At 47.3% G+C, this 23,510-nt stretch carries 19 protein-coding genes and 1 tRNA gene; 16 read left to right on the forward strand and 4 right to left on the reverse strand.

Annotation, left to right across the window (positions count from 1 at the left end; translation table 11 throughout):
* The first annotated feature begins 35 nt into the window (after positions 1–35).
* The 6 genes from BMX14_RS10580 to BMX14_RS10605 all read left to right on the forward strand — a co-directional run bounded on the left by BMX14_RS10580 (position 36) and on the right by BMX14_RS10605 (position 6,342).
* Positions 36–416, forward strand: a complete 381-nt coding sequence (locus BMX14_RS10580; RefSeq protein ID WP_092676603.1) for a VOC family protein — start codon at positions 36–38, stop codon at positions 414–416.
* 128 nt (positions 417–544) lie between these two features.
* Positions 545–1,456 carry a glycine--tRNA ligase subunit alpha gene (gene glyQ, locus BMX14_RS10585; protein ID WP_092676606.1) on the forward strand — a complete coding sequence of 304 codons (912 nt, stop codon included), beginning with the start codon at positions 545–547 and terminating at the stop codon, positions 1,454–1,456.
* Between the two features lie 9 nt (positions 1,457–1,465).
* Positions 1,466–3,535: a glycine--tRNA ligase subunit beta gene (gene glyS, locus BMX14_RS10590; RefSeq protein ID WP_092676609.1), complete on the forward strand. Its 2,070-nt coding sequence runs from the start codon at positions 1,466–1,468 to the stop codon at positions 3,533–3,535.
* 64 nt (positions 3,536–3,599) lie between these two features.
* Positions 3,600–4,409 (forward strand): formate dehydrogenase accessory sulfurtransferase FdhD, encoded by an 810-nt coding sequence (gene fdhD / locus BMX14_RS10595; RefSeq protein ID WP_092676612.1) that lies wholly within the window; start codon positions 3,600–3,602, stop codon positions 4,407–4,409.
* 229 nt (positions 4,410–4,638) lie between these two features.
* Positions 4,639–5,256 carry a superoxide dismutase [Mn] gene (gene sodA, locus BMX14_RS10600; RefSeq protein WP_092676615.1) on the forward strand — a complete coding sequence of 206 codons (618 nt, stop codon included), beginning with the start codon at positions 4,639–4,641 and terminating at the stop codon, positions 5,254–5,256.
* Positions 5,257–5,403: 147 nt separating this feature from the next.
* Positions 5,404–6,342 carry a VirK/YbjX family protein gene (locus BMX14_RS10605; RefSeq protein WP_092676618.1) on the forward strand — a complete coding sequence of 313 codons (939 nt, stop codon included), beginning with the start codon at positions 5,404–5,406 and terminating at the stop codon, positions 6,340–6,342.
* A 48-nt stretch (positions 6,343–6,390) separates the two neighbouring features.
* Here BMX14_RS10605 and BMX14_RS10610 read toward each other — a convergent pair whose 3' ends face one another.
* Both BMX14_RS10610 and BMX14_RS10615 read right to left on the reverse strand, forming a co-directional pair.
* Positions 6,391–6,753, reverse strand: coding sequence for a YibL family ribosome-associated protein (locus BMX14_RS10610; protein WP_092676621.1), 363 nt, complete (start codon positions 6,751–6,753; stop codon positions 6,391–6,393).
* A 93-nt stretch (positions 6,754–6,846) separates the two neighbouring features.
* Positions 6,847–7,551, reverse strand: coding sequence for a DUF3053 domain-containing protein (locus tag BMX14_RS10615; RefSeq protein ID WP_092676624.1), 705 nt, complete (start codon positions 7,549–7,551; stop codon positions 6,847–6,849).
* A 321-nt stretch (positions 7,552–7,872) separates the two neighbouring features.
* Here BMX14_RS10615 and eptB point away from each other — a divergent pair, with 321 nt between their 5' ends.
* The 9 genes from eptB (at position 7,873) to BMX14_RS10660 (ending at position 19,644) form a co-directional block, all read left to right on the forward strand.
* Positions 7,873–9,582: a kdo(2)-lipid A phosphoethanolamine 7''-transferase gene (gene eptB, locus BMX14_RS10620; protein ID WP_092676627.1), complete on the forward strand. Its 1,710-nt coding sequence runs from the start codon at positions 7,873–7,875 to the stop codon at positions 9,580–9,582.
* Between the two features lie 87 nt (positions 9,583–9,669).
* Positions 9,670–9,746: transfer RNA gene (locus BMX14_RS10625), tRNA-Pro, on the forward strand.
* 435 nt (positions 9,747–10,181) lie between these two features.
* Positions 10,182–11,795: a dipeptide ABC transporter periplasmic-binding protein DppA gene (gene dppA / locus BMX14_RS10630; protein ID WP_092676630.1), complete on the forward strand. Its 1,614-nt coding sequence runs from the start codon at positions 10,182–10,184 to the stop codon at positions 11,793–11,795.
* A 109-nt stretch (positions 11,796–11,904) separates the two neighbouring features.
* Positions 11,905–12,924 carry a dipeptide ABC transporter permease DppB gene (gene dppB / locus BMX14_RS10635; protein ID WP_092676633.1) on the forward strand — a complete coding sequence of 340 codons (1,020 nt, stop codon included), beginning with the start codon at positions 11,905–11,907 and terminating at the stop codon, positions 12,922–12,924.
* Between the two features lie 9 nt (positions 12,925–12,933).
* Positions 12,934–13,836: a dipeptide ABC transporter permease DppC gene (gene dppC / locus BMX14_RS10640; protein ID WP_092676636.1), complete on the forward strand. Its 903-nt coding sequence runs from the start codon at positions 12,934–12,936 to the stop codon at positions 13,834–13,836.
* Positions 13,837–13,847: 11 nt separating this feature from the next.
* Positions 13,848–14,834, forward strand: coding sequence for a dipeptide ABC transporter ATP-binding protein (dppD, locus tag BMX14_RS10645; protein ID WP_092676639.1), 987 nt, complete (start codon positions 13,848–13,850; stop codon positions 14,832–14,834).
* On the forward strand, positions 14,824–15,819 hold the full coding sequence (locus BMX14_RS10650; RefSeq protein WP_092676642.1) for a peptide ABC transporter ATP-binding protein: 996 nt from the start codon (positions 14,824–14,826) through the stop codon (positions 15,817–15,819). The genes dppD and BMX14_RS10650 overlap by 11 nt, the downstream gene beginning before the upstream one ends.
* A gap of 193 nt (positions 15,820–16,012) precedes the next feature.
* Complete coding sequence (locus tag BMX14_RS10655; protein ID WP_092676829.1) at positions 16,013–17,956, forward strand: EAL domain-containing protein; 1,944 nt, start codon at positions 16,013–16,015, stop codon at positions 17,954–17,956.
* 215 nt (positions 17,957–18,171) lie between these two features.
* Positions 18,172–19,644, forward strand: coding sequence for a M16 family metallopeptidase (locus BMX14_RS10660; RefSeq protein WP_092676644.1), 1,473 nt, complete (start codon positions 18,172–18,174; stop codon positions 19,642–19,644).
* On the opposite strand, the gene ppiC is transcribed toward BMX14_RS10660, so the two are convergent.
* The gene (ppiC, locus tag BMX14_RS10665; protein WP_092676647.1) at positions 19,641–19,922 is read right to left on the reverse strand and encodes a peptidylprolyl isomerase PpiC; all 282 of its coding nucleotides are present in this window, start codon (positions 19,920–19,922) and stop codon (positions 19,641–19,643) included. The genes BMX14_RS10660 and ppiC overlap by 4 nt on opposite strands.
* 81 nt (positions 19,923–20,003) lie before the next feature.
* Between ppiC and rep the strand changes: the two genes are divergently transcribed.
* Positions 20,004–22,025 (forward strand): DNA helicase Rep, encoded by a 2,022-nt coding sequence (gene rep / locus BMX14_RS10670; RefSeq protein WP_092676650.1) that lies wholly within the window; start codon positions 20,004–20,006, stop codon positions 22,023–22,025.
* Here the strand turns inward: rep and gppA are convergent.
* The gene (gene gppA / locus BMX14_RS10675; protein WP_092676653.1) at positions 22,022–23,509 is read right to left on the reverse strand and encodes a guanosine-5'-triphosphate,3'-diphosphate diphosphatase; all 1,488 of its coding nucleotides are present in this window, start codon (positions 23,507–23,509) and stop codon (positions 22,022–22,024) included. The two genes, rep and gppA, sit on opposite strands and share 4 nt — an antisense overlap.
* Position 23,510 lies beyond the last annotated feature (1 nt).

Below are 23,510 nucleotides of genomic sequence, written 5' to 3' on the forward strand. Positions count from 1 at the left end.
GTCCACACGCCTCCATTGTGAAGAGAGAGGATAAAATGTTCAGTCACGTTATGCTAGGTTCTGATGATATCGCCGTATCTCAAAAATTTTATGATGCATTATTTGCGGTGATTGGTGCTGACGCGCAAGGTATCGATGGTAAAGGTCGTCTCTATTACATCAAAGGGCAGCAAATGTTCTTGGTCACTCGTCCGATCAATGGCGAGGCTGCGAGCGGTGCTAATGGTGGGACGATCGGTTGGGCACTTCCTAATGAGGAAGCCGTCAATCAGTGGCACCAAGCCGGGGCGCAAGCGGGAGGCACGGCAATTGAATCGCCTCCTGGTATAAGAACCCTAGGCGAGCGTCAGCTGTATCTTGCCTATCTGCGCGATCCTTTCGGCAATAAGCTTTGCGCAATGTACAGTAAGGCATAATAACCGGCCCAAGGTTGCCTTATTGTTGAGTTTCGCACCTATTTGCTAAGGATTTACGGCTGCATATCTTACAGCCAGAGGGTATACTAGCCTTCACTTTTTTTAGCGTATCGCGTGCGGAACTCATAATGCAAAAGTTTGATACCAAAACCTTTCAAGGACTGATCCTGACATTGCAGGATTACTGGGCAAACCAGGGCTGTACTATTATCCAGCCTTTGGATATGGAAGTGGGTGCCGGCACCTCTCATCCAATGACTTGTCTGCGCGCGTTAGGGCCAGAACCTATGGCGTCGGCCTATGTGCAACCCTCTCGTCGTCCGACTGACGGTCGCTACGGTGAAAACCCTAACCGCTTGCAGCACTATTACCAATTTCAAGTAGTGATCAAACCGTCGCCTGAAAATATCCAAGAACTCTACTTAGGATCGTTAAAGGCACTCGGTTTGGATCCTACCGTCCACGACATCCGTTTTGTTGAAGATAACTGGGAAAACCCAACGCTTGGTGCGTGGGGCTTAGGCTGGGAAATCTGGTTAAACGGAATGGAAGTTACACAGTTCACCTATTTTCAGCAAGTGGGTGGGCTTGAGTGTAAGCCTGTTACCGGTGAAATTACCTATGGTTTAGAACGTCTGGCCATGTATATCCAAGGTGTTGACAGCGTTTATGACCTCGTTTGGAGCGATGGCCCACTCGGTAAAACCACTTACGGTGATGTCTTCCATCAAAACGAAGTGGAGCAGTCGACTTACAATTTCGAATATGCCGATGTTGACTTCCTGTTCAGCTGCTTTGAGCAACACGAGAAAGAGGCGCAACAGCTTCTGGCGCTTGAAACGCCGTTACCTCTTCCTGCCTATGAGCGGATCCTGAAAGCCGCACACTGCTTTAACTTGTTAGATGCCCGTAAGGCGATTTCGGTGACAGAGCGTCAACGCTACATTCTGCGTATCCGTACCCTGACAAAAGCAGTTGCCGAAGCGTACTACGCTTCTCGCGAAGCCTTAGGCTTCCCAATGTGTAATAAAACGAAATAAGGGACGGGGATGAGCGAAAATACATTTCTGGTGGAAATTGGAACTGAAGAGTTACCACCTAAAGCGTTGCGCCAACTCGCGCAAGCCTTTGCAGATCAATTAACGCAAGAGATTGACCAAGCAGGACTCTCGCATCAAGCCGTAGAGTGGTATGCGACACCACGCCGTTTAGCCGTCAAAGTGCTAAGCCTCAGTGAAAAACAAGACGACCGCATCGTTGAAAAGCGTGGTCCCGCTATCAGTGCGGCCTACGACAGCGAAGGTCAGCCGACGAAAGCCGCAGAGGGTTGGGCACGCGGTAACGGGATCACCGTTGATCAAGCCGAGCGCTTAGCGACCGATAAAGGCGAGTGGCTGGTTTACCGTGCGCAAGTGCCGGGTGAATCTGCGGCAGCGCTGTTACCGGATATGGTTGCAAAAGTCTTAGCTAAACTGCCCGTCCCGAAACTGATGCGTTGGGGAGCCAGCAGCGAGCAATTTGTTCGTCCAGTCCACACCGTAACGCTACTGTTAGGGGCTAACGTTTTACCCGCGACCATTCTTGGCGTGGCATCTGGGCGTACCCTGCGTGGGCACCGCTTTATGGGCGAGAGTGCTTTTGATATTGCGCATGCCGATGAGTACCCAGCGATTCTTGCTGAGCGCGGTAAAGTGATGGCAGATTACGATGCGCGTAAAGCGAAGATCGAGACCGATGCTAAAGCGGCTGCCCAGCAAGTGGGGGGTATTGCCGACCTGAGTGATAGTCTACTGGAAGAAGTCACCTCGCTTGTGGAGTGGCCAATTGTTCTGACGGCGCAATTTGAGGAGAAATTCCTCACAGTGCCGAAAGAGGCCTTAGTTTACACAATGAAAGGCGATCAGAAATATTTCCCAGTCTATTCCGCTCAGGGTGATCTGTTATCGCACTTTATTTTCGTCACCAATATTGAGTCCAGCGATCCGCAACAAATTATCTCTGGTAACGAGAAAGTTGTGCGCCCTCGCTTAGCCGATGCCGAATTTTTCTTTAATGCCGACCGTAAGCGACGTTTAGAAGACCAACTGCCGCGTCTTGAAACTGTTCTGTTCCAAAAACAACTGGGGACATTACGGGATAAAACTGACCGGATACAAGCGCTAGCGGACTGGATTGCGGGACAAATCGGTGCCGACGTAAACCACGCTACTCGTGCAGGATTACTCTCTAAGTGTGATTTAATGACCAACATGGTGTGCGAATTTACCGATACGCAAGGCATCATGGGGATGCACTATGCACGTCACGATGGTGAAGCTGAAGATGTGGCCGTCGCGTTAAATGAACAATATCAACCGCGTTTTGCCGGGGATGCCTTACCTTCAAGTTTAGTTGCGTGTGCGTTGGCTATCGCCGATAAAATGGACACCTTAGCCGGGATCTTCGGTATTGGCCAGCATCCAAAAGGGGATAAAGATCCTTTTGCGTTGCGTCGCGCGGCGTTAGGCGTATTACGGATTATCGTCGAGAAGGATCTGAACTTAGATCTGCAGTCTCTGACCGAAGAAGCAGTAAGATTGTACGGTGATAAACTCACGAATACCGCGGTGACCACGGATGTGGTTGATTTTATGCTGGGGCGTTTTAGAAGCTGGTATTTGGAAGAGGGGCATAGCGTCGATACCATTCAAGCCGTATTAGCGCGCCGTCCTACCCGTCCAGCAGATTTTGACGCGCGGATGAAAGCGGTTTCTCACTTCCGTACCTTGCCTGAAGCGGAAAGCTTAGCGGCGGCAAACAAGCGTGTCTCGAATATCCTCGCTAAGTCGGATGTTGAAGTGGATACGGCAGTTCAAGCCTCTCTGTTAAAAGAGAATGCTGAAATTAAACTCGCTACTTACGTCAGCGCGTTAAGTAGCAAATTACAGCCTTATTTCGAGCAAGGGCGTTACCAAGAAGCGCTAATCGAACTGGCACAACTTCGTGAAGCGGTCGATAACTTCTTCGAGCAAGTGATGGTCAATGCTGAAGATCAGGCAGTGCGCGTCAATCGGCTCACACTGTTAGTAAAACTGCGTGAGCTGTTTTTACAAGTCGCGGATATTTCACTGCTTCAATAGGCATTAGGCGTCTATCGATAAAGCCCGGAGAGACTCTTCGGGCTTTTTTTTATAGGGCAACATCATGACAGTGAAAACCTTTTCCATCGTCGAATGGTCCCCGCAGGGAGTGAGGCATCATGACGATATCATCGCTGAAGAAGTGGCGGTGGCTTTAGTCTATAACGGCATCTCTCATGTCGTAATGATGTGTACCCCCCAGAATTTACCAGAATTTGCGCTAGGGTTTTCATTGTCAGAAGGGATAATCGACCGAGCCGAACAGATTTATGGAATTACGCTCACGCCGCAAGCGCTGGGGATAGAGGTTCATATTGAGTTGGCAAGTAGTTGTTTTATGGCATTAAAACAGCGTCGTCGCTCGTTAGCTGGGCGCACGGGGTGTGGTCTGTGTGGGACTGAGCAGTTAGCGATGGTCGCGCATCCCCTGCAACGCTTACCTTTTACGCAGCAGTTTTCGTTATCCCATCTCGGGTCGGCATTGGACCAAGTAACGTCACTGCAACCCATCGGTCAACAGACCGCTTGTACACATATTGCGGCATGGGTTGATGGCCAGGGTAAGGTTTGCGCAGGGTATGAAGATATTGGTCGTCACGTGGCATTGGATAAATTGTTGGGGGCACGAGCCAAAGCCGAGTGGGGAAAAGGGGGTTGTGTACTGATCTCCAGTCGAGCCAGTTACGAGATAGTGCAGAAAGCCATTAGCTGTGGCGTTGAGATCCTATGTGCGGCCTCCGCGGCGACTCAGCGGGCCGTCGATCTCGCTCAGGCACAGGGGTTAACCTTGGTGGGCTTTAGCCGTGGAACGCGGGCAATCATTTATACTCATGCTCAGAGAGTCATCAGCCAGTCTGACAATCAGTTGCGATAAGCTTAGTCAAAAAATGAGATAAGAGGGATAGGATGTCATCATCTGCGGTTAAATGGCGACAATATCGGCAAATAGTAGGCGAATGTTCCCACTACCGTAAAGACCCTACTGTAAATAGGGCATTGTTTCTTCTTTTCCAGATCAATTATTTAACTATAATGAAAGGACATTCTGAACAGTTTCACTTTATTGACGCTGTATGATAAACACTTAATTGGAGAGGTTGAACATGAGTTATTCACTGCCATCCCTGCCGTATGCTTATGATGCGTTAGAACCACATTTCGATAAAGAAACGATGGAAATTCATCATACTAAACATCACCAGACTTATGTCAATAATGCCAATGCTGCCCTAGAAGGGACGCCATTTGCTGATCTGCCGGTCGAAGAGCTGATTACTCAATTAGACAAAGTGCCTGCTGATAAAAAAGTTGTTTTACGTAACAACGCAGGCGGCCACGCTAACCACAGTTTCTTCTGGAAAGGCCTGAAAACAGGTACCACTCTGCAAGGTGAATTAAAAGCAGCGATCGAGAAAGATTTCGGTAGCGTTGAAAAATTCCAAGAAGAGTTTGAAAAAGCTGCGGCAACTCGTTTCGGTTCTGGCTGGGCGTGGCTGGTTAAAAAAGGCGACAAATTAGCAGTAGTTTCTACGGCTAACCAAGATAGCCCATTGATGGGTGAAGCAATCTCTGGCGCATCAGGCTATCCAATTGTTGGCCTAGATGTTTGGGAACATGCTTACTACCTGAAATATCAGAACAAACGCCCTGACTACATCAAAGCATTCTGGAACGTTGTAAACTGGGACGAAGCTGCAGCACGTTTTGCTCACGCAGAATAAGTGTAGTCCCTAGTTAAACCTCATGCGGATTGAGATATCTGCATGGGGTTTTCTATTTTTAGTATTTATCGCATTTTATTTAGTACAAGTTTATTCAATTAGACATAAAATCGACTCAACACACATCATTTAGCTCTAGAGAGACCTATGTCTACTTCGATCTCTTCGAATAAGCCCCTCACTCATAAGCAATTATTAGTTGATATGCTTCTGCGTAAATACAAGCCACATCGGGCTTGGAAACGTGGGCGATTTTACAACAAATTTATTTTTCGTAGTGCTTGCTCCCCTTATGTGAGTTACCGTTTTTTTTCTTCATTAACGAGATTAAAAAATTTACCGCTAATCTTGGAAACCCATGGGATTGTGCCGGCGAAAATTCATCGCCCCTATTTAATCGGTGGCTTGAACGCTGCGCAACGCGCTGAAAAAATTATTTCTCATTACCAGCGTATTGAGCAACTTGGCCAGTGCGAACTGACCGAATTTTTATCAGGTCAACGGCGTGAAACGCCTCTTTTAAGTTGGCTAGGTAAGAATGATGAACCGATCACTATTTATTGCGTCCCCGCAATATTCGATCGTGAGGGTGAACTGACGCTTATATTTCACTTCCGTGGAGAAGCCATTACCAGTCTCAGTTTCTCCTTAGCCGATTATCAGCATAAACCGAGCATCATCATTGCCGGTCTTCAAGGGCCAGGTCGCCATCTCGATCAAAATATTATTCGTGATGCGACAAAAGCCTGTGAAGGGATCTTTCCAAAGCGGCTACTCATTGAAGCGTTAATGTTAATTGCTAAAGCCTGTAACCTTTCGCAAATCTGTGCGGTCGGCGATAATTCCCATATCTTTGTCAAAGAGCTACGTTATCGCTTTAGTAAGCGTGAACTGTTTCATGCCCGTTATGATGAATTTTGGACGACTTTGGGTGGGGAAGAGCAATCTACTAAACTTTTCTTATTGCCGTTAACTCAGCCAAGAAAAAATATTGAGGACATTGCCAGTAAGAAGCGGGCTGAATACCGTAGACGTTATCAATTATTGGACGCGTTGCAGCAGCAAATTGATCAAACGTCCGTATAAATAAAAAATGAGGAGAAGTCGGTGAACGGCTCCTCCTCGTATAAAAACTTAAAACTTCTCGCGCGCAAAGCCTGTCACAGCCTCTAAGCCCATTTCTCGGCCCAGTGCAGTCATTGGATGAACCACGATAATCCCGCGTACACGTTTCTTTAATGCTCCCATATCCGCTTGTTCTTTCTTTGTAATCGCCCGCTGAAAACCGAGTTTCTGGAGTTTCTGGGCTTCTTTACTCAAACTTGCGGTGTGAGTTTCACGAAGACGTTGAAGTTCTTCTTCAATTGTTAATTTTTCTTTCATTAACTCGCCGAGCTTTTCCACATTCCCGCTTTCTAAAAGAGGCTGTGATTTGTGGTTAATGCTATCGAGTTGATCGCTGAGACGTTTAATTTCAGCCTTGATGGGGTCTTTCATAATTGGGCTCCTTTCTGCGTTGAGATAGGATACACGAAAAATGAGGTGGGGGCAGCGTAGGTGGAGCAGAATCCACCTACGGAGAACGCTTTATTACTGTAGTAAGCCTTTCGCTTGGCTCAAAGAATTAGCGTGGCTGCTAATATTGCCGACTAAGGTGTTGTATTGATTGACTTGATCTTGAGTTGGGAATTGCACCGCATTATTATTGAAGCTCAGACGAGTATCTTGTGCTTGTAAAAAGTCAGCAGTGTCCAATACCGCCTGCGTTAACGCTTGCAGCTCAGGCAAAATGGGCTGTAAGTTGTCAGCTGGGGTAGTAACCGTCTTCTTATAAGCGTCTTCGTAGACTTTTTGCAGATCTTCCGGCAGTTTTAACGAGCTTTTGCTGCTGTCCGCTAAGTTACGCGCATTTTGGACTTGTTGTGAGACGACATTGAGCGCACCACCCGCCTGACGTAACGCATCACGCTGAGCTAAATAATCCTGGGGAGTGTGAATCGCCGAAAGTTGATCGGTGACTGGGCGGATACCCTCGTTTAACGCGCGAGTCAGCTGTTGTGAGAATCCATAGAGGATGGCATAGTCGCCTACGTAATTACCGAACGATTTCTTTTGGTTCTCGCTCAGTGCCGGTAATTGCGTTCCACTGCGCATGACCGTATTTTGTAAGAAATCACCAAATGCTTTACGTTGATCCGCATCTTTATCACCACACGCAGTGAGTTGACACACCACCAGCAGTAACGCAATTAACCCACCTACTTTTTTCATCATTTGTGAAAGTCCTGATGCCATTGATTACAACTCCTGTATTAAATCGGTTTGCAGCCTATGAGATATCTCAAGCGCGTGATCAGTAGAATAGAGCAAACAGCGTCCAACGCCAACGGGACAATGTGAAAATTACGCTAAAAAGTAGGCGTCAGCGAGTAGGCTTGAGAGGAGAGAGGCCCGCCACTTTTTCTCGTACAACTTAAGAAATTAGTAGTCACATGATGTTAATTTAAGATATTTTCTTATTTTTCTGTGCTTTTTCCTTTTTTTTCGAACTCATTTTTATTCTAAGACTCTCAGTCTTGTCCAGATAAATGGCATATTTTTTTTAAGTTGGGTGTAATGATAAAAGTTCGTACGTTGAGTCAAACTCAAGTATCTCTCTTTCTCGCGATGTATGTGGGATGGTTTTTAAACAGTGTAATCTTATATAGACATATAAAATTTGCGTTTCAGCAACCCACTGTGCTGACTTGGTGTTCAGTTTTCGCCGAGATTTTGGCGACGTTTTTCGCCACATTTCTGCTCTTACGCTTAACCTCTTTGGGAGGAAGGTGGTGTTTTAAAATACTCTCCTCCGTCATTGTCCTGGTATCAGTTGCCAGTGCTTACTACATGTTTATGTTCAACGTTATTATTGGTTATGGGATTATCGCTTCGGTACTCACCACTACCGATACAGACTTAACGACCGAAGTTGTCGGTATTTGGTTTTATCTTTGGTTGATTATCCTAGGTTTACCGCCACTTTTTTTGATCTGGGTAAACGAGTGCCGTGTAAGCTTGGCGGCGCAATCGCGTCAGGTGAAGTCTGCACTATTAAGTTGGGGGATCTTATGCTTAGCGCTGGCGTTAGCCTGGTTACCCATCCGCACGCTCGATAAAGCCTATAAAGCGCAAGAACATCAAACCAATCGTGATCTGCCAAGTTATGGTGGCACTGTCGCACATACCTACTTACCCGCTAACTGGTTGTCTTCACTGGGTATTTTTGCATGGTCTCGGCTAAACGAAGATGTCTTTTCCGAAGAGCTTCTCGACCCCGCCGAGCGTTTTCACTACACGGCACCTAAAAGTCTCGACGATACCTATGTGGTTTTTGTAATAGGCGAGACCACGCGCTGGGACCATATGGGGATCTTTGGTTACGGTCGTGATACCACGCCAAATTTAGCGAAAGAGCCTAATTTAGCCGCGTTTAGAGGAGAATCCTGTGATACGGCGACGAAATTATCGTTACGGTGTATGTTTGTGCGTGAGGGCGGCGCAGCCAATGACCCGGGGCGTACCCTCAAAGAGGAAAACGTGTTCTCAGTGTTACGTGAGCTAGGGTTTACCTCAGAGCTGTATGCGATGCAGGGCGAGGTATGGTTCTACAGTAAGACTGATGCGAACAATATTGAATTTCGTGAGCAGATTGGCTCAGAACCTGAAAACCGCGGCAAAACGGTTGATGATATGCTGCTGGTACCCAAGGTGGCGCAATCAGTCAGTCATTTTCCAAAAGGAAAGCATCTCATCATTTTACATACCAAGGGTTCCCACTATTTGTATTCGCAACGCTATCCGAGAAGTTTTGCTAAGTACACACCCGAGTGTATTGGTAGCAACGATTTCTGCTCTAAAGACCAATTGATTAACGCTTATGACAACTCCGTGAGATATGTCGACCATACTCTGGCGGCGATTTACGATCAGCTCCGTGATAAGAAGGCAATAGTATTTTATGTGGCGGATCATGGTGAATCGATCAGTGACAATATGCATTTCCATGGCACACCACGAGAAATGGCTCCCCCTGAGCAATTCCGCGTGCCGATGATTGTCTGGGCCTCGACTCCCTTCTTGGAGGATAGTGATAACAAACAGCGCTTTAGCTTGTTACAGCAGCAATCGAAGGCCGGTGTCACGCATAAACACACTGAGATCTTCGATTCGTTAATGGGATGCTTAGGCTATCGTTCTGACGATGGCGGAATTAAAGCAAAAAATAACTGGTGCGACCGTGCAACCTCCGAAGCGGCGATTAACGCTGCTACGGCACAGCATTAATGCTTGCTGGGTTTTTAGGCACTCGCAACCGAGAGTGTTAAAAAGCGGTTGACGCTAGGCGGGGAGCGCAGTAATATGCGCCCCCATCGGCGAGTAGCGCAGCTTGGTAGCGCAACTGGTTTGGGACCAGTGGGTCGGAGGTTCGAATCCTCTCTCGCCGACCAAATTTAAGAAACCTGAACATAATGTTCAGGTTTTTTTTGCGTAAAATTTGATGCGTTCACAATTCTCAAACCAAACGTTTTAGTTCGATTTTTGCTCTCCACTATCGATGAAACAGAATCTTTTATTATAAAAACTTTCGGCTAAAGTATAGCTAGTTACGAGCTGTGTCAGCTGGCATTTATAAGTTTCTTAGTCAATGCTGCTTGGGCTGTGTTCAATAAAAGCGCAACGCACCACGTTATCAATTCAAGCTCGGCCCATAACCACAGAAGAGTGATTGACTTCCTGCCCTCTCTTTCATCACATTGTGCTATTCAGCCACAACTTGGTTGATGGCATCTCACTCGTTGAGTATGCGCGATAATAAAAATAATTCATCAAGCAGAAGATCCTGCTGACTTGTGCACACAACATTTGTAATTCATGGAGTGACAATGAAAAAGTCTCGGTCTCATCTTCGTAAGTTATCCACACTAGGTATTTTAACAGGCGCTCTAATGGTTAGTGGGGGAGTGAGTGCCAAAACCTTGGTTTACTGCTCAGAAGCCTCACCCGAAGGATTTAACCCCCAATTATTCACCAGTGGAACGACTTACGATGCGAGTTCTGTTCCCATTTATAACCGCTTAGTCGATTTCAAAGTCGGCACGACTGAACTCCGCCCTTCGCTGGCCGAACGCTGGGAGGTGAGTGCAGACGGTAAAACCTATACCTTCCACCTTCGTCCGGGGGTTAAATGGCAAACCACCAAAGATTTTACCCCTAGCCGTACCCTGACCGCTGACGATGTCGTGTTTTCATTCGAGCGCCAACTGGATAAAAATAATCCGTACCACAATGTTTCGGGCGGCAGTTACGAATACTTTGAAGGTATGGATATGCCTAAATTAATCAAAAGTGTTGAGAAGGTGGATGATCTAACGGTAAAAATCACGTTAACTCGCCCAGAAGCACCTTTCTTAGCGGATTTAGGAATGGATTTTGCCTCTATCCTGTCGAAAGAATATGCGGATGCAATGCTAAAAGCCGGGACGCCGCAGAAAGTGGACCTTAACCCGGTAGGGACTGGGCCATTTGTTTTACAACAGTATCAAAAAGACTCGCGTATTCTGTATAAAGCCAATCCAAACTATTGGGGGCCTCAGCCTAAAATTGACCGCTTAGTTTTTTCAATCACACCAGATGCTTCAGTGCGCTATGCAAAGTTACAAAAAGGCGAATGCCAGGTTATGGCTTTTCCTAATCCTGCGGATCTCGCCAGTATGAAGCAAAATAAAGCGATAAACTTGTTACAGCAGCCTGGATTAAATGTCGGATACTTATCTTTTAATACCGAGAAAAAACCATTAGATAACGTTCAAGTTCGCCAAGCATTGAATTATGCAGTGAATAAAGAGGCGATTATTAAAGCGGTCTATCAAGGCGCTGGAGAGGCGGCTAAGAACTTAATTCCGCCGACAATGTGGGGATACAATCCTTCGATCAAAGATTATGGATATGATCCTGACAAAGCTAAAGCGCTTCTCAAAGCGGCGGGATTGGAAAAAGGGTTTACGATTGATCTTTGGGCAATGCCAGTGCAACGCCCCTACAACCCTAATGCAAGGCGTATGGCGGAGATGATCCAAGCCGACTGGGCTAAAGTTGGGGTTAAAGCCAATATAGTGACCTACGAATGGGGAGAATACCTCAAAAGAGCCAAGGCCGGTGAGCATCAAACGGTCATGATGGGCTGGACGGGAGACAATGGAGACCCTGATAATTTCTTCGCAACATTATTCAGTTGTGCCGCGGCGAAGGACGGGTCGAACTACTCTCGTTGGTGCTATAAGCCCTTTGAAGATCAAATTCAGCCAGCGCGCTCAGAAAGCGATCATCAAAAACGACTTGCTTACTATCAACAAGCGCAAGTCATTATGCATGAGCAAGCTCCGGCGGTTATTATTGCCCATTCAACAGTGTATGAGCCAGTGAGTAATAAGGTGGTTGGCTATCGTGTTGATCCTCTCGGTAAGCATCACTTCGAAAACGTCGACCTAAAAGAATAATAAGGTTGCACCTGGCAATGACATACCAGGTGCGTCTCTTAACGACAGTCTATTTTTTGCAAGATGAGCGATAACCCAACGTGACGATTGGGATTGAACGAGATTTTATATGCTGCAATTTATTTTTCGACGATTGGGGTTGGTTATCCCTACCTTTATCGGTATTACCTTACTGACGTTTGCGTTTGTGCATCTTATTCCGGGTGATCCCATCATGATCATGGCGGGAGAGCGGGGGATCTCCCCAGAACGTCACGCCTTATTAATGCATCAATTCGGCTTAGACCTCCCGATTTGGAAACAATATTTTATCTATATCAAGGGGGTACTCCACGGAGATTTAGGAATATCGTTAAGTAGCAGGACGCCTGTATGGAGCGAGTTTATTCCTCGGTTCCAAGCAACCTTAGAACTCGGTGTCTGCGCGATGTTATTCGCGATTGTCGTTGGTATTCCAGTGGGGATCATTGCGGCGGTGAAACGCGGATCGATTTTCGATCACACTGCGGTGAGTATTTCTTTGGCCGGTTATTCCATGCCCATTTTTTGGTGGGGAATAATGTTAATTATGTTTGTGTCGGTAAAGCTCAATCTTCTCCCCGTCTCGGGTCGTATCAGTGATGTTGTTTTTTTAGATGATAGCAAACCGCTCACCGGATTTATGTTAATTGATACCTTATTATGGGGTGAACCAGGGGATTTTAAAGACGCTATCCAACATATTATCTTGCCTGCCATCGTCTTGGGGACAATCCCACTCGCGGTGATTGTGCGTATGACCCGCAGCGCAATGTTAGAAGTATTAGGTGAGGACTATATCCGTACGGCGAGAGCCAAAGGATTGACACCGTTACGCGTGATTTTAGTCCATGCTTTGCGCAATGCCATGTTACCTGTTATCACCATAATTGGATTACAGGTGGGTTCATTATTGGCGGGAGCAATTCTCACCGAGACTATCTTCTCCTGGCCGGGATTAGGTCGTTGGCTGATAGAAGCCCTACAACGCCGAGATTATCCCGTTGTCCAAGGTGGGGTATTGTTGGTCGCTATCTTAATTATCGCAGTAAATTTTATTGTCGATATTTTATATGGGGTGATCAATCCCCGTATTAGACATAAGAAATAGGAGGCATCTATGTCTATTCAAGATACTCACAGTAAAATAATACCGGCTAAGCCCCTAACCCCTCTCCAAGAGTTTCGCGTTTATTTTTGCCAAAATCGAGGCGCGCTGGTAGGCGCAATTTTTATCGCCATCATGCTGCTTGTGGCGATATTTGCCAATATTCTTGCTCCCCATGGTCCTGCTGAACAATTTCGTGATGCACTTTTGCATCAGCCGGTTTGGCAAGAGGGCGGCACTTGGCAATTTATCTTAGGAACAGATGATGTTGGACGCGATATTCTCAGTCGGCTTATGTATGGCGCACGTCTATCACTGTTAGTTGGCTGCCTTGTCGTGGTCCTCTCTCTCTTTTTGGGTGTAGTCTTTGGCCTGATGGCGGGCTATTTCGGTGGCGCTGTCGATGCGGCGATTATGCGTATCGTCGATATCATGTTGGCGCTGCCGAGTTTATTACTCGCATTAGTATTAGTGGCGATTTTTGGCCCGTCGATTTGGAATGCCTCGTTAGCATTAACCTTCGTTGCGCTACCCCATTATATCCGATTGACGCGTTCGGCAGTATTAGTCGAATCTCAGCGAGATTATGTCATCGCCTCAAGGGTTGCGGGGGCGAGTGCCAATCGCCAGATGTTTATTAATATTCTGCCAAATTGTTTAGCGCCGCTGATTGTTCAAGCCTCACTGGGGTTTTCTAATGCGATTTTAGATATGGCGGCATTAGGCTTTCTTGGTATGGGCGCTCAACCTCCCACGCCGGAATGGGGAACGATGCTTTCTGATGTCTTACAATATGCGGCCAGCGCTTGGTGGGTCGTGACTTTCCCGGGTATCGTCATTCTACTTACTGTCCTTGCGTTTAACTTGGTGGGTGATGGTTTGCGTGACGCTCTTGATCCAAAACTTAAACAATAAGAGGCATCGACATGGCATTATTAAACGTAAATAAGCTATCGGTGCAGTTTGGCGATCCCCTCTCACCATTCAAAGCGGTAGACCGTATTAGTTACCGTATTGATGCAGGGCAGGTCGTTGGAATTGTCGGGGAGTCTGGGTCGGGTAAATCTGTCAGCTCACTGGCCATCATGGGATTGATTGATTTCCCTGGTAAAGTTATCGCCGACGATCTCCATTTTGGCGAGAATGATTTACAGCAAATCTCTGCTAAGCAGCGGCGCAAGATCGTTGGTGCCGATATCGCGATGATCTTCCAAGATCCAATGACGAGCTTGAACCCCTGCTTTACCGTCGGCTATCAAATTATGGAAGCCATTAAGGCCCATCAAGGGGGCAGCTGTCGTGCAAGGCGACAGCAAGCGATAACGTTATTAGAGCGCGTAGGAATTCCTGATCCGGCCTCACGAATGAATGTTTACCCACATCAGCTTTCGGGGGGGATGAGTCAGCGAATTATGATTGCGATGGCTATCGCTTGTAAGCCTAAATTATTGATTGCCGATGAGCCAACGACAGCGCTTGATGTCACTATACAGGCACAAATTATCGATCTACTGTTGGCATTACAACAACAAGAAAATATGGCGCTAATTCTCATCACTCACGATTTAGCTTTAGTCGCTCAATCTGCCGATCAAATCATTGTCATGTATGCTGGCCAAGTCGTAGAAATAGGCCGAGCCACGGAAATTTTCACCACTCCTCGACATCCGTATACCCAAGCGCTCCTCAACGCGTTACCCGAGTTTTCGACGGATAAAGCGAAGTTAGCTTCATTACCGGGTGTTGTACCAGGAAAATATGACCGACCAACAGGCTGTTTATTAAGTCCTCGTTGCCCTTACGTAACGGACGCTTGCCGCCGCCAAGAACCGGATATTTATGAATTCGAAGGCAGGCAAGTCAAATGCTATTACCCATTGAATTCTTCGGGGAGACCAAGCTATGACGCATAACGTTGAACAGCCTTGGCTAATTGATGCGAGGGACCTTAAAAAACATTATTCGGTCAAAAAAAGTCTATGGGGCAAAACGGCAAACGTTAAGGCGTTGGATGGCATTACCTTTACTTTGGCACGTGGTAAAACGTTAGCGGTGGTAGGGGAGTCAGGATGTGGTAAGTCTACACTAGGGCGTTTACTGACAATGATTGAAACCCCGACGGCAGGCGAGCTTTATTGGAATGGTCAGAATCTCCTTGAAGCGGACCGGCAATCAGAAGCACTGCGCCGAAAAAAAATTCAGATCATTTTTCAGAATCCTTACGCATCACTCAATCCACGTAAGAAGATTAGCCAAATTCTGGAAGAACCCTTAATCATTAATACTGACTTATCAAAAGCGCAGCGCCGCGAAAAAGTCTTAGCAATCATGAGCAAGGTGGGACTTAAAGTGGAGCATTATGATCGCTATCCGCATATGTTTTCGGGCGGACAGCGGCAACGTATCGCGATTGCTCGTGGCTTAATGTTGAATCCTGAAGTTCTGATTGCGGATGAACCCGTATCAGCATTAGACGTTTCGGTGAGGGCGCAAGTTCTTAATTTAATGATGGAGTTGCAACAGGAGTTGGGACTATCCTATATCTTTATTTCCCATGACCTGTCTGTTGTCGAGCATATCGCGGATGAGGTGATGGTAATGTACTTGGGGCGTTGTGTTGAAAAAGGGACGAAGCAGGCAATATTCAGTCAAGCTAAACACCCTTACACTCAAGCGTTACTCTCAGCAACGCCGCGATTGAATAGTCAGACTAAGCAAGAACGGATCAAACTTACCGGGGAGTTACCTAGCCCGTTAAATCCCCCTACAGGCTGTGCTTTTGCTGCACGTTGTCGTTACAAGATGCCGAAGTGTGAGCAAGAATCACCGTCGCTGACGTCGTACGAAGGTCAACAAGTGGCGTGCTTTTACGTACAGCTTGCTGAGACGAGAATATAAGGATTAATCACGAAGCAAGGATGCTGGTTTATCACTTATCATTCAAAAAAATTTAATCAAAATATCCAGATTAATGGATAATTCCTGACAATTAAGGTAAAAGGCTGAGATATACTCACTATCGAAATAATTTCTGCAATTTGAGAAGGATGGCTATCCATTGCGCGTGCATCGCTCACTGACAATTAAACAAATGGCAACAGTTTCCTCTGTTGTTATTGTGGTTGTCTGTATTTTTACCCTTATTCAGCTCTTTCATTTTGTTGGGCAGCGTCGTATTGAATACGCACAACAAATGGAAAATATTGCACATACCATTCGTCAACCTTTGTCGGATGCAGTCTTGCGTGGAAATATTGAAGATGCTCAGCGTTTATTAAACTCCCTCAAACCAGCGGGTGTCTTGGGTAAGGCCGACATTACACTGCCAGATGGCTTTCAGGCGCTACAAGTCGATTTTACGGATTATGATACTGTTCCAGAAGTGATTGCGCGTCTCTTTAATCTACCGGTGATCATCTCGCTGCCACTCTATTCCCCAGAACATGCTGGGATGCCTAAGCCTCTGGCGTCCTTAGTACTTGAAGCTGACTCGACCCGCGTTTATCAGTTTATCCGATCAACGATCGGCACAATGGTGGTGACCTATCTATTGTTGGCGTTAGTGCTTTCTATATCGATAAGTTGGTTTATCAACCGTCTGGTCGTCTACCCGTTACGTCATGTTGCGCGTTCTTTACAAAGCCTGCCCTATTGCGGGACTGACGTGGAAGTCCCCCTGCCAGAAGGGCACCGTGGCGATGAAATCGGTGTGCTAGTACGCGGCATTAATCATCGGCAGCGGATGAGCGGTACTATCTATCAGCAGCTTGAGCAGGTGACAACGCACGACGCGCTGACTAAGCTGCCGACTCAGGCGCTATTGTTAGGCATAATGGAACAACATATGGCTTCCCAATCCAGCCATGTGGCGTTAATGGTCGTTAAAGTTGCCCCATTAGATAGTCTTCTCGGTTCTGAAAACCAACGTGAAGTAAAACGACTCTTCGCAAAAAAAATTAGCCAACTCGTCAACGACGATATATTGGTTGGCCAATTAGCGGATAACCAGTTCATTCTCTTTTTCAAATATGCCCCAGCACCGTTAGCCTTGATGGGTTATGCAGAGGCTTACATTGACGCGCTGATTGAACCCTTTCATGTGGAAAATCTCTATTTACAGGCACAAGCGCATATCGGTATTGCCTATACGACTCCCGAGCAGATGAGTGCGGCATCATTACTGGAGTCTGGGGTGGCGGCGATGCAGAGTGCGGAAGCGAAAGGCGCTAATCAAGCACTCTTTTTTGATCAAGAAATGACCGAGAAGTCACATCGACGCTTAGTACAGATTAAAGAGATATTGAAAGGAATTCAGCAGAAGCAATACGCGCTGTTCCTTCAACCACAAATTGATATGCAAACTGGGAAAATCAGTGGTGCCGAAGCCTTATTGCGCGTTTGTCGCGACGATGGCCGTTATTCACTCCCAGAAAACTTTATTACAACGGCTGAAGAGATTGGGGTCATGCCGGAAATCGGACGCTGGGTCTTTCAAGAAGCCTGCCGTATGCTAGCCAGCTGGCAAGCGAAGGGGATAAACCTTCCCTTAAGTGTCAATCTTTCTGCGGCGCAGCTGCGCGATAGCTCCACGGTGGAATTTCTAAAGCAGCTCCTTACTGAATACCGTATCCAACCGGGAACCTTAGTTCTTGAGCTGACGGAGACGGCACAAATTACCAATACCGCTTGGGTGATGAAGGTATTGCGCCCGATTGAGCAAGCGGGGGTATCGATGGTACTCGACGATTTTGGGATGGGTTACTCAAATCTCCATTATCTACATCAATTCCGTTCATTGCCGGTTCGTCGGATCAAACTTGACCGAAGCTTTGTTTCTGAACTTCCCGTTGACGATAAAATGGTACGGGTGATTGTGGCAATATCAGAGATCATTCATGTGGATGTGGTTGCAGAGGGTGTTGAAACGGAGGTGCAACGCGATTGGTTGCTGGATCGCGGCATTCGTATCGCCCAAGGGTACCTCTATTCCCCCGCACTCCCTGAAGCAGAGTTTACTGAACGTTGGCTATCGTGAAGAGTCGTGCAATGGAATAGTCGTTTTTTTACCCGCTTATGCAGTTTTTTCGTTAAAAGATGTTTATTGCACTGTGTGAGGCTTGCCCTCGTGGCTGAGATTGGGATAATGGCGAAAGACACACACTATTCTTTATTTGCCAGTGAATATTTGGCGTTTTCTGTGGTCTTAAGATTTAACTATTCCTAATTTCACTACTACTCTCAGAGGTCTTCATGCCGGGCATTAAATCACTGCTTTGGGTTGGTGGAGTGCTTTTATCAGCATTCAGCCTAACGGTCAAAGCAGAACCTTTACATCCTGATCCGGCTTGGCAACAAGGTCAGTTGAGTAATGGTTTTGGTTGGCAAGTGCTAACTACCCCCCAGCGCCCTTCAGATCGCATTGAGTTAAGGCTTGTCGTTAATACAGGTTCGTTAAGTGAAGGGCCTGCACAACAAGGCTTTAGCCACCTTATTGCTCGTCTAGCGATGGTGCACAATCTTGCGCTAACCCCTGAGCAGCAACGGACGCTATGGCATGCCGATATGTCGAAGTCCGGGGCTTTACCGCCCGTCATTACGTCATACGATTATACGCAATATAACCTAAGTCTACCCATCAATCGGCCGGAGCTTGTCAAGTCGGCACTCGAGTGGCTGGCGGCAACGGCGGGTGATATGCAAATCACGCCAACGACGGTTGCGACCGCTTTGAAAGCCACGGACCCTACGGCAACCTGGCCCGATAACACGCAGGACCCATTGTGGCGTTATCGCTTGCAGAATTCGGCACTGTTGGGTCATGATCCCAGCGAGCAACCTAGTGCAATCACCAATCCACAACCCCTGGCCCAATACTACCATCAGTGGTATACCCCAGATGCGATGACGTTATATGTTGTCGGTAACGTGGAGAACCGTGCAATCATTGAGCAAATTACCAAAACCTTTAATGCGTTAAAGGGTAAACGTAAGTTACCGACGCCTGTGCCAATGCTGTCGCCGCTCCCGACCCAACCAATAAGCGTGGTGGATAATTTCTTACATACCCCGCGCTTAGTGATGAATTGGGATGCGATGTGGTTACCGATCCAGGACTCGCAAAGTCTTGAGCATTACTGGCTCTCTGATTTAACACGAGAAGCCTTGTATTGGCATCTGCAAGCAGGATCCGAGCTGAAACAAGTCGCTCTGGAACCGGTCGATTTACAATGCCAGGTGCTGTTTTCTCGCGCCCAATGCGGTTTGAAAATTGATGCGGAAGGCGAGGGGTTAACAAAACAATTGGCCTCAGTGGGCAACGAGATCGTTCGATTACGGGATCAAGGATTGACGCAAAGCGAATTCGACCAATTGCTTACCAAAAAAACGACTGAACTCAGTGGCCTATTCGCCACCTATGCGCGTACCCCAACAGATATGTTAATGATGCAGCGGTTACGTTCTCAGAAAAATGGGATGGTCGATATTGCGCCTGAGCAATATCAGACGCTACGCCAAGAGTTTTTAGCGAACCTGACGCTTGAAGCGGTAAACCATGAATTACGTCAGCAGCTCTCTCAACCAGCAAGCTTTGTATTGCTGCATCCAGAGACGACTCAAGGGCCTAGCGTTGAGCAGTTACAAGCGCAATATAATGATTTGATTACCGAGGGTGAAGAGGGCGCGAGCGATACCACCAATGCACCCTCGTCAGAGAGCCATTAATTACGCCATAACACCTTGATAATATGATAGCCAAAGGCAGTTTTTACCGGTCCGTAAGGCGTTAACAGCGGACAGCTAAAGACTGCTTTATCGAAGGCTGGGACCATCTGCCCTCGCCGGAACTCACCAAGAACGCCACCCTGTTTACCTGAAGGGCAGGTCGAATGTTTTTTTGCCAACGTTTGAAAATGAGCGCCTTGTTCCAAGTCCGCTAATAATTTTTCGGCTTTAGCCTTCTGTTTTACCAAGATGTGCAAGGCCGCCGCAGTTTTCGCCATAACATGTTTTCCTAAGCGTCGTGAGTGTATACTTGCTGCCTTATATACCACTTTCTTCACAGTTCACTGAGCGATTTTTTTATGCGTCTTAATCCCAGCCAGCAGCACGCGGTAGAAGCCGTCACCGGCCCCTGTTTAGTTTTAGCAGGCGCAGGCTCCGGTAAAACGCGGGTGATCACTAATAAAATCGCTTGGTTAATCAGACAGAGTGGTTACCAAGCTCGGCATATCGCCGCGGTCACCTTTACCAATAAAGCCGCGCGTGAGATGAAAGAGCGTGTTGCGCAGACGCTAGGTCGTAAAGAGGCGCGAGGGCTACAAATCTCTACCTTTCATACCTTGGGATTAGAGATCATTAAACGCGAAGTGAGTGCGTTAGGCATGAAGGCCAACTTCTCGCTATTCGATGATCAAGACCAGCTGGCCTTATTAAAAGAGCTGACCCAGCCGTGGTTACAGGAAGACAAAGACCTGTTACAGCAACTCACGTCGACCATTTCAAACTGGAAAAACGACCTGATTGGTCCAGAGCAGGCGACTGCCATGGCTCGATCCGAGCGCGATCAGATCTTCGCGAAATGCTATCAGCTGTATGAGCAACATTTACGTGCCTGTAATGTGCTGGATTTTGACGATCTGATTCTTAAACCGACGCTTCTGTTGCGGGATAATGCTGAAGTCCGTGAGCGCTGGCAACAGCGTATACGCTACTTGTTAGTCGATGAATATCAGGATACGAACACCAGCCAATATCAACTCGTAAAATTATTAGTGGGTGCGCGAGCGCGCTTCACCGTGGTCGGCGATGATGACCAATCTATTTATTCCTGGCGGGGGGCGAGACCCCAAAATTTGGTCCTACTCAAAGAAGACTTTCCGCAATTGGAAGTGATCAAACTTGAGCAGAATTATCGTTCCTCGCAGCGCATTCTGCGTGCCGCGAATATTCTTATCGCCAACAACCCCCATGTGTTCGAGAAGAAGCTCTTTTCCCAACTGGGGGAAGGGGGAAGTTTAAAAGTGATCCACACGAATAATGAGGATCACGAAGCCGAGCGTGTCGCCGGAGAATTAATCGCGCACCATTTTATTAATAAGACGGCTTATCGGGACTATGCGATCTTATATCGCGGCAACCATCAGTCGCGTGTTTTCGAAAAGCTGTTAATGCAAAACCGTATTCCTTATCGAATATCGGGGGGAAACTCTTTTTTCTCACGGCCTGAAATCAAAGATATCCTATCTTATTTACGGCTGATGACTAACGTCGATGATGACAGCGCATTCTTACGTATCGTGAACACACCACGGCGTGAGATTGGGTCAGCAACGCTACAGAAACTGGGAGAATGGGCGAATTTACGAAATAAGAGCCTATTCCGTGCCAGTTTTGATCTCGGTTTGGCCGAGACCCTGTCAGGACGAGGACTGAAAAGCTTACAAGATTTCACTGAGTGGTTTGCGTCTCTGATTACATTAAGCGAGCGCGAACCGATTGATGCGGTCCGAGATTTAATCCGTGGCATAGACTACGAGAGTTGGTTATACGAGAGCTCAGCCAGTACCAAAGCGGCTGAAATGCGGATGAAGAACGTAAATACCTTATTTCAGTGGATGACTGAAATGCTTTCAGGTTCTGAATTAGACGAGCCGATGACCTTGACCCAGGTCGTTACGCGTTTCACGCTACGGGATATGATGGAGCGAGGAGAAAGCGATGAAGAGCTTGATCAAGTTCAGTTAATGACATTACATGCCTCGAAAGGACTGGAATTTCCTTACGTCTATTTAGTGGGGATGGAAGAGGGCTTACTCCCTCACCAAAGTAGTATCGATGAGAATAATATCGAGGAAGAGCGCCGGTTAGCTTATGTAGGGATAACCCGCGCTCAGAAAGAACTCACCTTTACCCTGTGTCGCGAACGTCGGCAGTATGGTGAGATCAACCGCCCTGAGCCAAGCCGCTTTTTATTGGAGCTGCCACAAGACGACTTGCAGTACGAAGACCAAAAAAAAGCGATGAGCAGCGAGCAGCGAATGGCGAATAGTCAGAGCCGTGTCGCAGGGCTCAGAGATATGCTAAATCGTGCTAAGTCACCTTAGTAAGTAAGCGTAAATCCCCAGTGAACATAACTCTGCAGATGTTCTTCTTGCTGAAGTAACTCTAAGCGATAAGGGTGGTGAATTGCCCACTGCTGACCAATTTGTAACGCTAAATGGTTCCCTTTTGCCGATAGGTGAAAGGAAGGCAGTTCACTCGCTGTACGCGTACTACAGAGGATCACGGCTAAACGGAAAAGTCGACAGAGCTGTTCGGCCTGTTGCAAGGGCAAGGCACTCTGTTGGCTTAAGCTCGGGAGATCGATATTCCCTTTCTGATTCATCACGATCGACGCCACTAGCTGCTTTTGAGCGGGAGTAAATCCAGGCAACTCAAGCTGCCTAATAAGATAAGCGCTATTTTCCGGGCCATGACGATAATTAATGGCCAATCCTAGCTCGTGTAAGGCAGCAGCACTAAACAGTAGCTGTTGGCAGTACTCACTCAACCCCCAACTGCCGCTGACATGTTGAACTAGCACGGAACAGGTCGCTTTGACGCGCTCGGCTTGCTCAAGGTCCACAGAAAAACGCTGTTGAGTCGTTTCTAGCGTCCTTTTACGAATATCCTTATCCACCGGAAGGTTGATCATGCCGTAGATAAGACCTTCGCGCAATGCCCCACCGGCTAGGCTCATGCGTGTGATGGAAAGTTCGTGGAAGATCGCTAAAAGAATCGATAATCCGCTAGGAAAAACCAGTGCGCGTTCAAGGGTCAATCCCTCGATTTCTAACTCTTCGAGTTTCCCACATTGAATCGCACGCTGTTTAAGTTGTTCAAGTTTTGCAAGCGTGATCTGCTCATCCATTCCTTGAGCAACCATAATCTCTTGCAAAGCTTGTACCGTGCCCGAAGCCCCCACACAGATCTGCCAACCTTTAGCCAGTAAGGTCTGTTTCACTTTGCTAATTTCAGCGCGGGCAGCGGCTTGCGCGCGGTCAAAATTTTCACGGGTAAGATAACGGTCGGTAAAATAACGCTCTAACCACGTTACACAGCCCATGGATAGGCTGAAGAGGGCGGTGGCCTCGGTACCGATGCCGGTCACTAACTCTGTGCTTCCGCCCCCAATATCTACCACTAAACGCTGATCAGACCCGCTGGTGGTTTGTGCCACCCCTTGATAAATCAACTTCGCCTCTTCTTCGCCCGAAATCACTTCAATAGGAAGTCCTAACACGTCGTGAGCACGGGAAAGAAAGGTATCGGCATTGGTGGCAATACGCAGTGTCGCGGTTGCTACAGCCCGAATTTGCGAGAAGGGGATGTGCTCCAGCTGCTCGGCGAAGAGTGCTAGGCAGTTGAGGCCTCGCTGCATTGCCTCTTCAGAGAGCTGATTGTCCGCATTTAACCCTGCGGCCAAACGTACCTTACGTTTTATTCTGGCCACTGTCTGCAGTGACCCTGAAATCTCGCGCACCACCAACAGGTGGAAACTGTTTGAACCCAAATCAATGGCAGCATGGAGTGATGATGCGCTTCGCATG

Source organism: Rosenbergiella nectarea, from assembly GCF_900111105.1.
GTDB lineage: Bacteria > Pseudomonadota > Gammaproteobacteria > Enterobacterales > Enterobacteriaceae > Rosenbergiella > Rosenbergiella nectarea.

Excerpts from the sequence above, each read along its gene's own strand:
- BMX14_RS10580 (WP_092676603.1), top strand. The coding sequence starts at position 36 with ATGTTCAGTCACGTTATGCTAGGTTCTGATGATATCGCCGTATCTCAA.
- glyQ (WP_092676606.1), top strand. The coding sequence starts at position 545 with ATGCAAAAGTTTGATACCAAAACCTTTCAAGGACTGATCCTGACATTG.
- glyS (WP_092676609.1), top strand. The coding sequence starts at position 1,466 with ATGAGCGAAAATACATTTCTGGTGGAAATTGGAACTGAAGAGTTACCA.
- fdhD (WP_092676612.1), top strand. The coding sequence starts at position 3,600 with ATGACAGTGAAAACCTTTTCCATCGTCGAATGGTCCCCGCAGGGAGTG.
- sodA (WP_092676615.1), top strand. The coding sequence starts at position 4,639 with ATGAGTTATTCACTGCCATCCCTGCCGTATGCTTATGATGCGTTAGAA.
- BMX14_RS10605 (WP_092676618.1), top strand. The coding sequence starts at position 5,404 with ATGTCTACTTCGATCTCTTCGAATAAGCCCCTCACTCATAAGCAATTA.
- BMX14_RS10610 (WP_092676621.1), bottom strand. The coding sequence starts at position 6,753 with ATGAAAGACCCCATCAAGGCTGAAATTAAACGTCTCAGCGATCAACTC.
- BMX14_RS10615 (WP_092676624.1), bottom strand. The coding sequence starts at position 7,551 with ATGGCATCAGGACTTTCACAAATGATGAAAAAAGTAGGTGGGTTAATT.
- eptB (WP_092676627.1), top strand. The coding sequence starts at position 7,873 with ATGATAAAAGTTCGTACGTTGAGTCAAACTCAAGTATCTCTCTTTCTC.
- dppA (WP_092676630.1), top strand. The coding sequence starts at position 10,182 with ATGAAAAAGTCTCGGTCTCATCTTCGTAAGTTATCCACACTAGGTATT.
- dppB (WP_092676633.1), top strand. The coding sequence starts at position 11,905 with ATGCTGCAATTTATTTTTCGACGATTGGGGTTGGTTATCCCTACCTTT.
- dppC (WP_092676636.1), top strand. The coding sequence starts at position 12,934 with ATGTCTATTCAAGATACTCACAGTAAAATAATACCGGCTAAGCCCCTA.
- dppD (WP_092676639.1), top strand. The coding sequence starts at position 13,848 with ATGGCATTATTAAACGTAAATAAGCTATCGGTGCAGTTTGGCGATCCC.
- BMX14_RS10650 (WP_092676642.1), top strand. The coding sequence starts at position 14,824 with ATGACGCATAACGTTGAACAGCCTTGGCTAATTGATGCGAGGGACCTT.
- BMX14_RS10655 (WP_092676829.1), top strand. The coding sequence starts at position 16,013 with ATGGCAACAGTTTCCTCTGTTGTTATTGTGGTTGTCTGTATTTTTACC.
- BMX14_RS10660 (WP_092676644.1), top strand. The coding sequence starts at position 18,172 with ATGCCGGGCATTAAATCACTGCTTTGGGTTGGTGGAGTGCTTTTATCA.
- ppiC (WP_092676647.1), bottom strand. The coding sequence starts at position 19,922 with ATGGCGAAAACTGCGGCGGCCTTGCACATCTTGGTAAAACAGAAGGCT.
- rep (WP_092676650.1), top strand. The coding sequence starts at position 20,004 with ATGCGTCTTAATCCCAGCCAGCAGCACGCGGTAGAAGCCGTCACCGGC.
- gppA (WP_092676653.1), bottom strand. The coding sequence starts at position 23,509 with ATGCGAAGCGCATCATCACTCCATGCTGCCATTGATTTGGGTTCAAAC.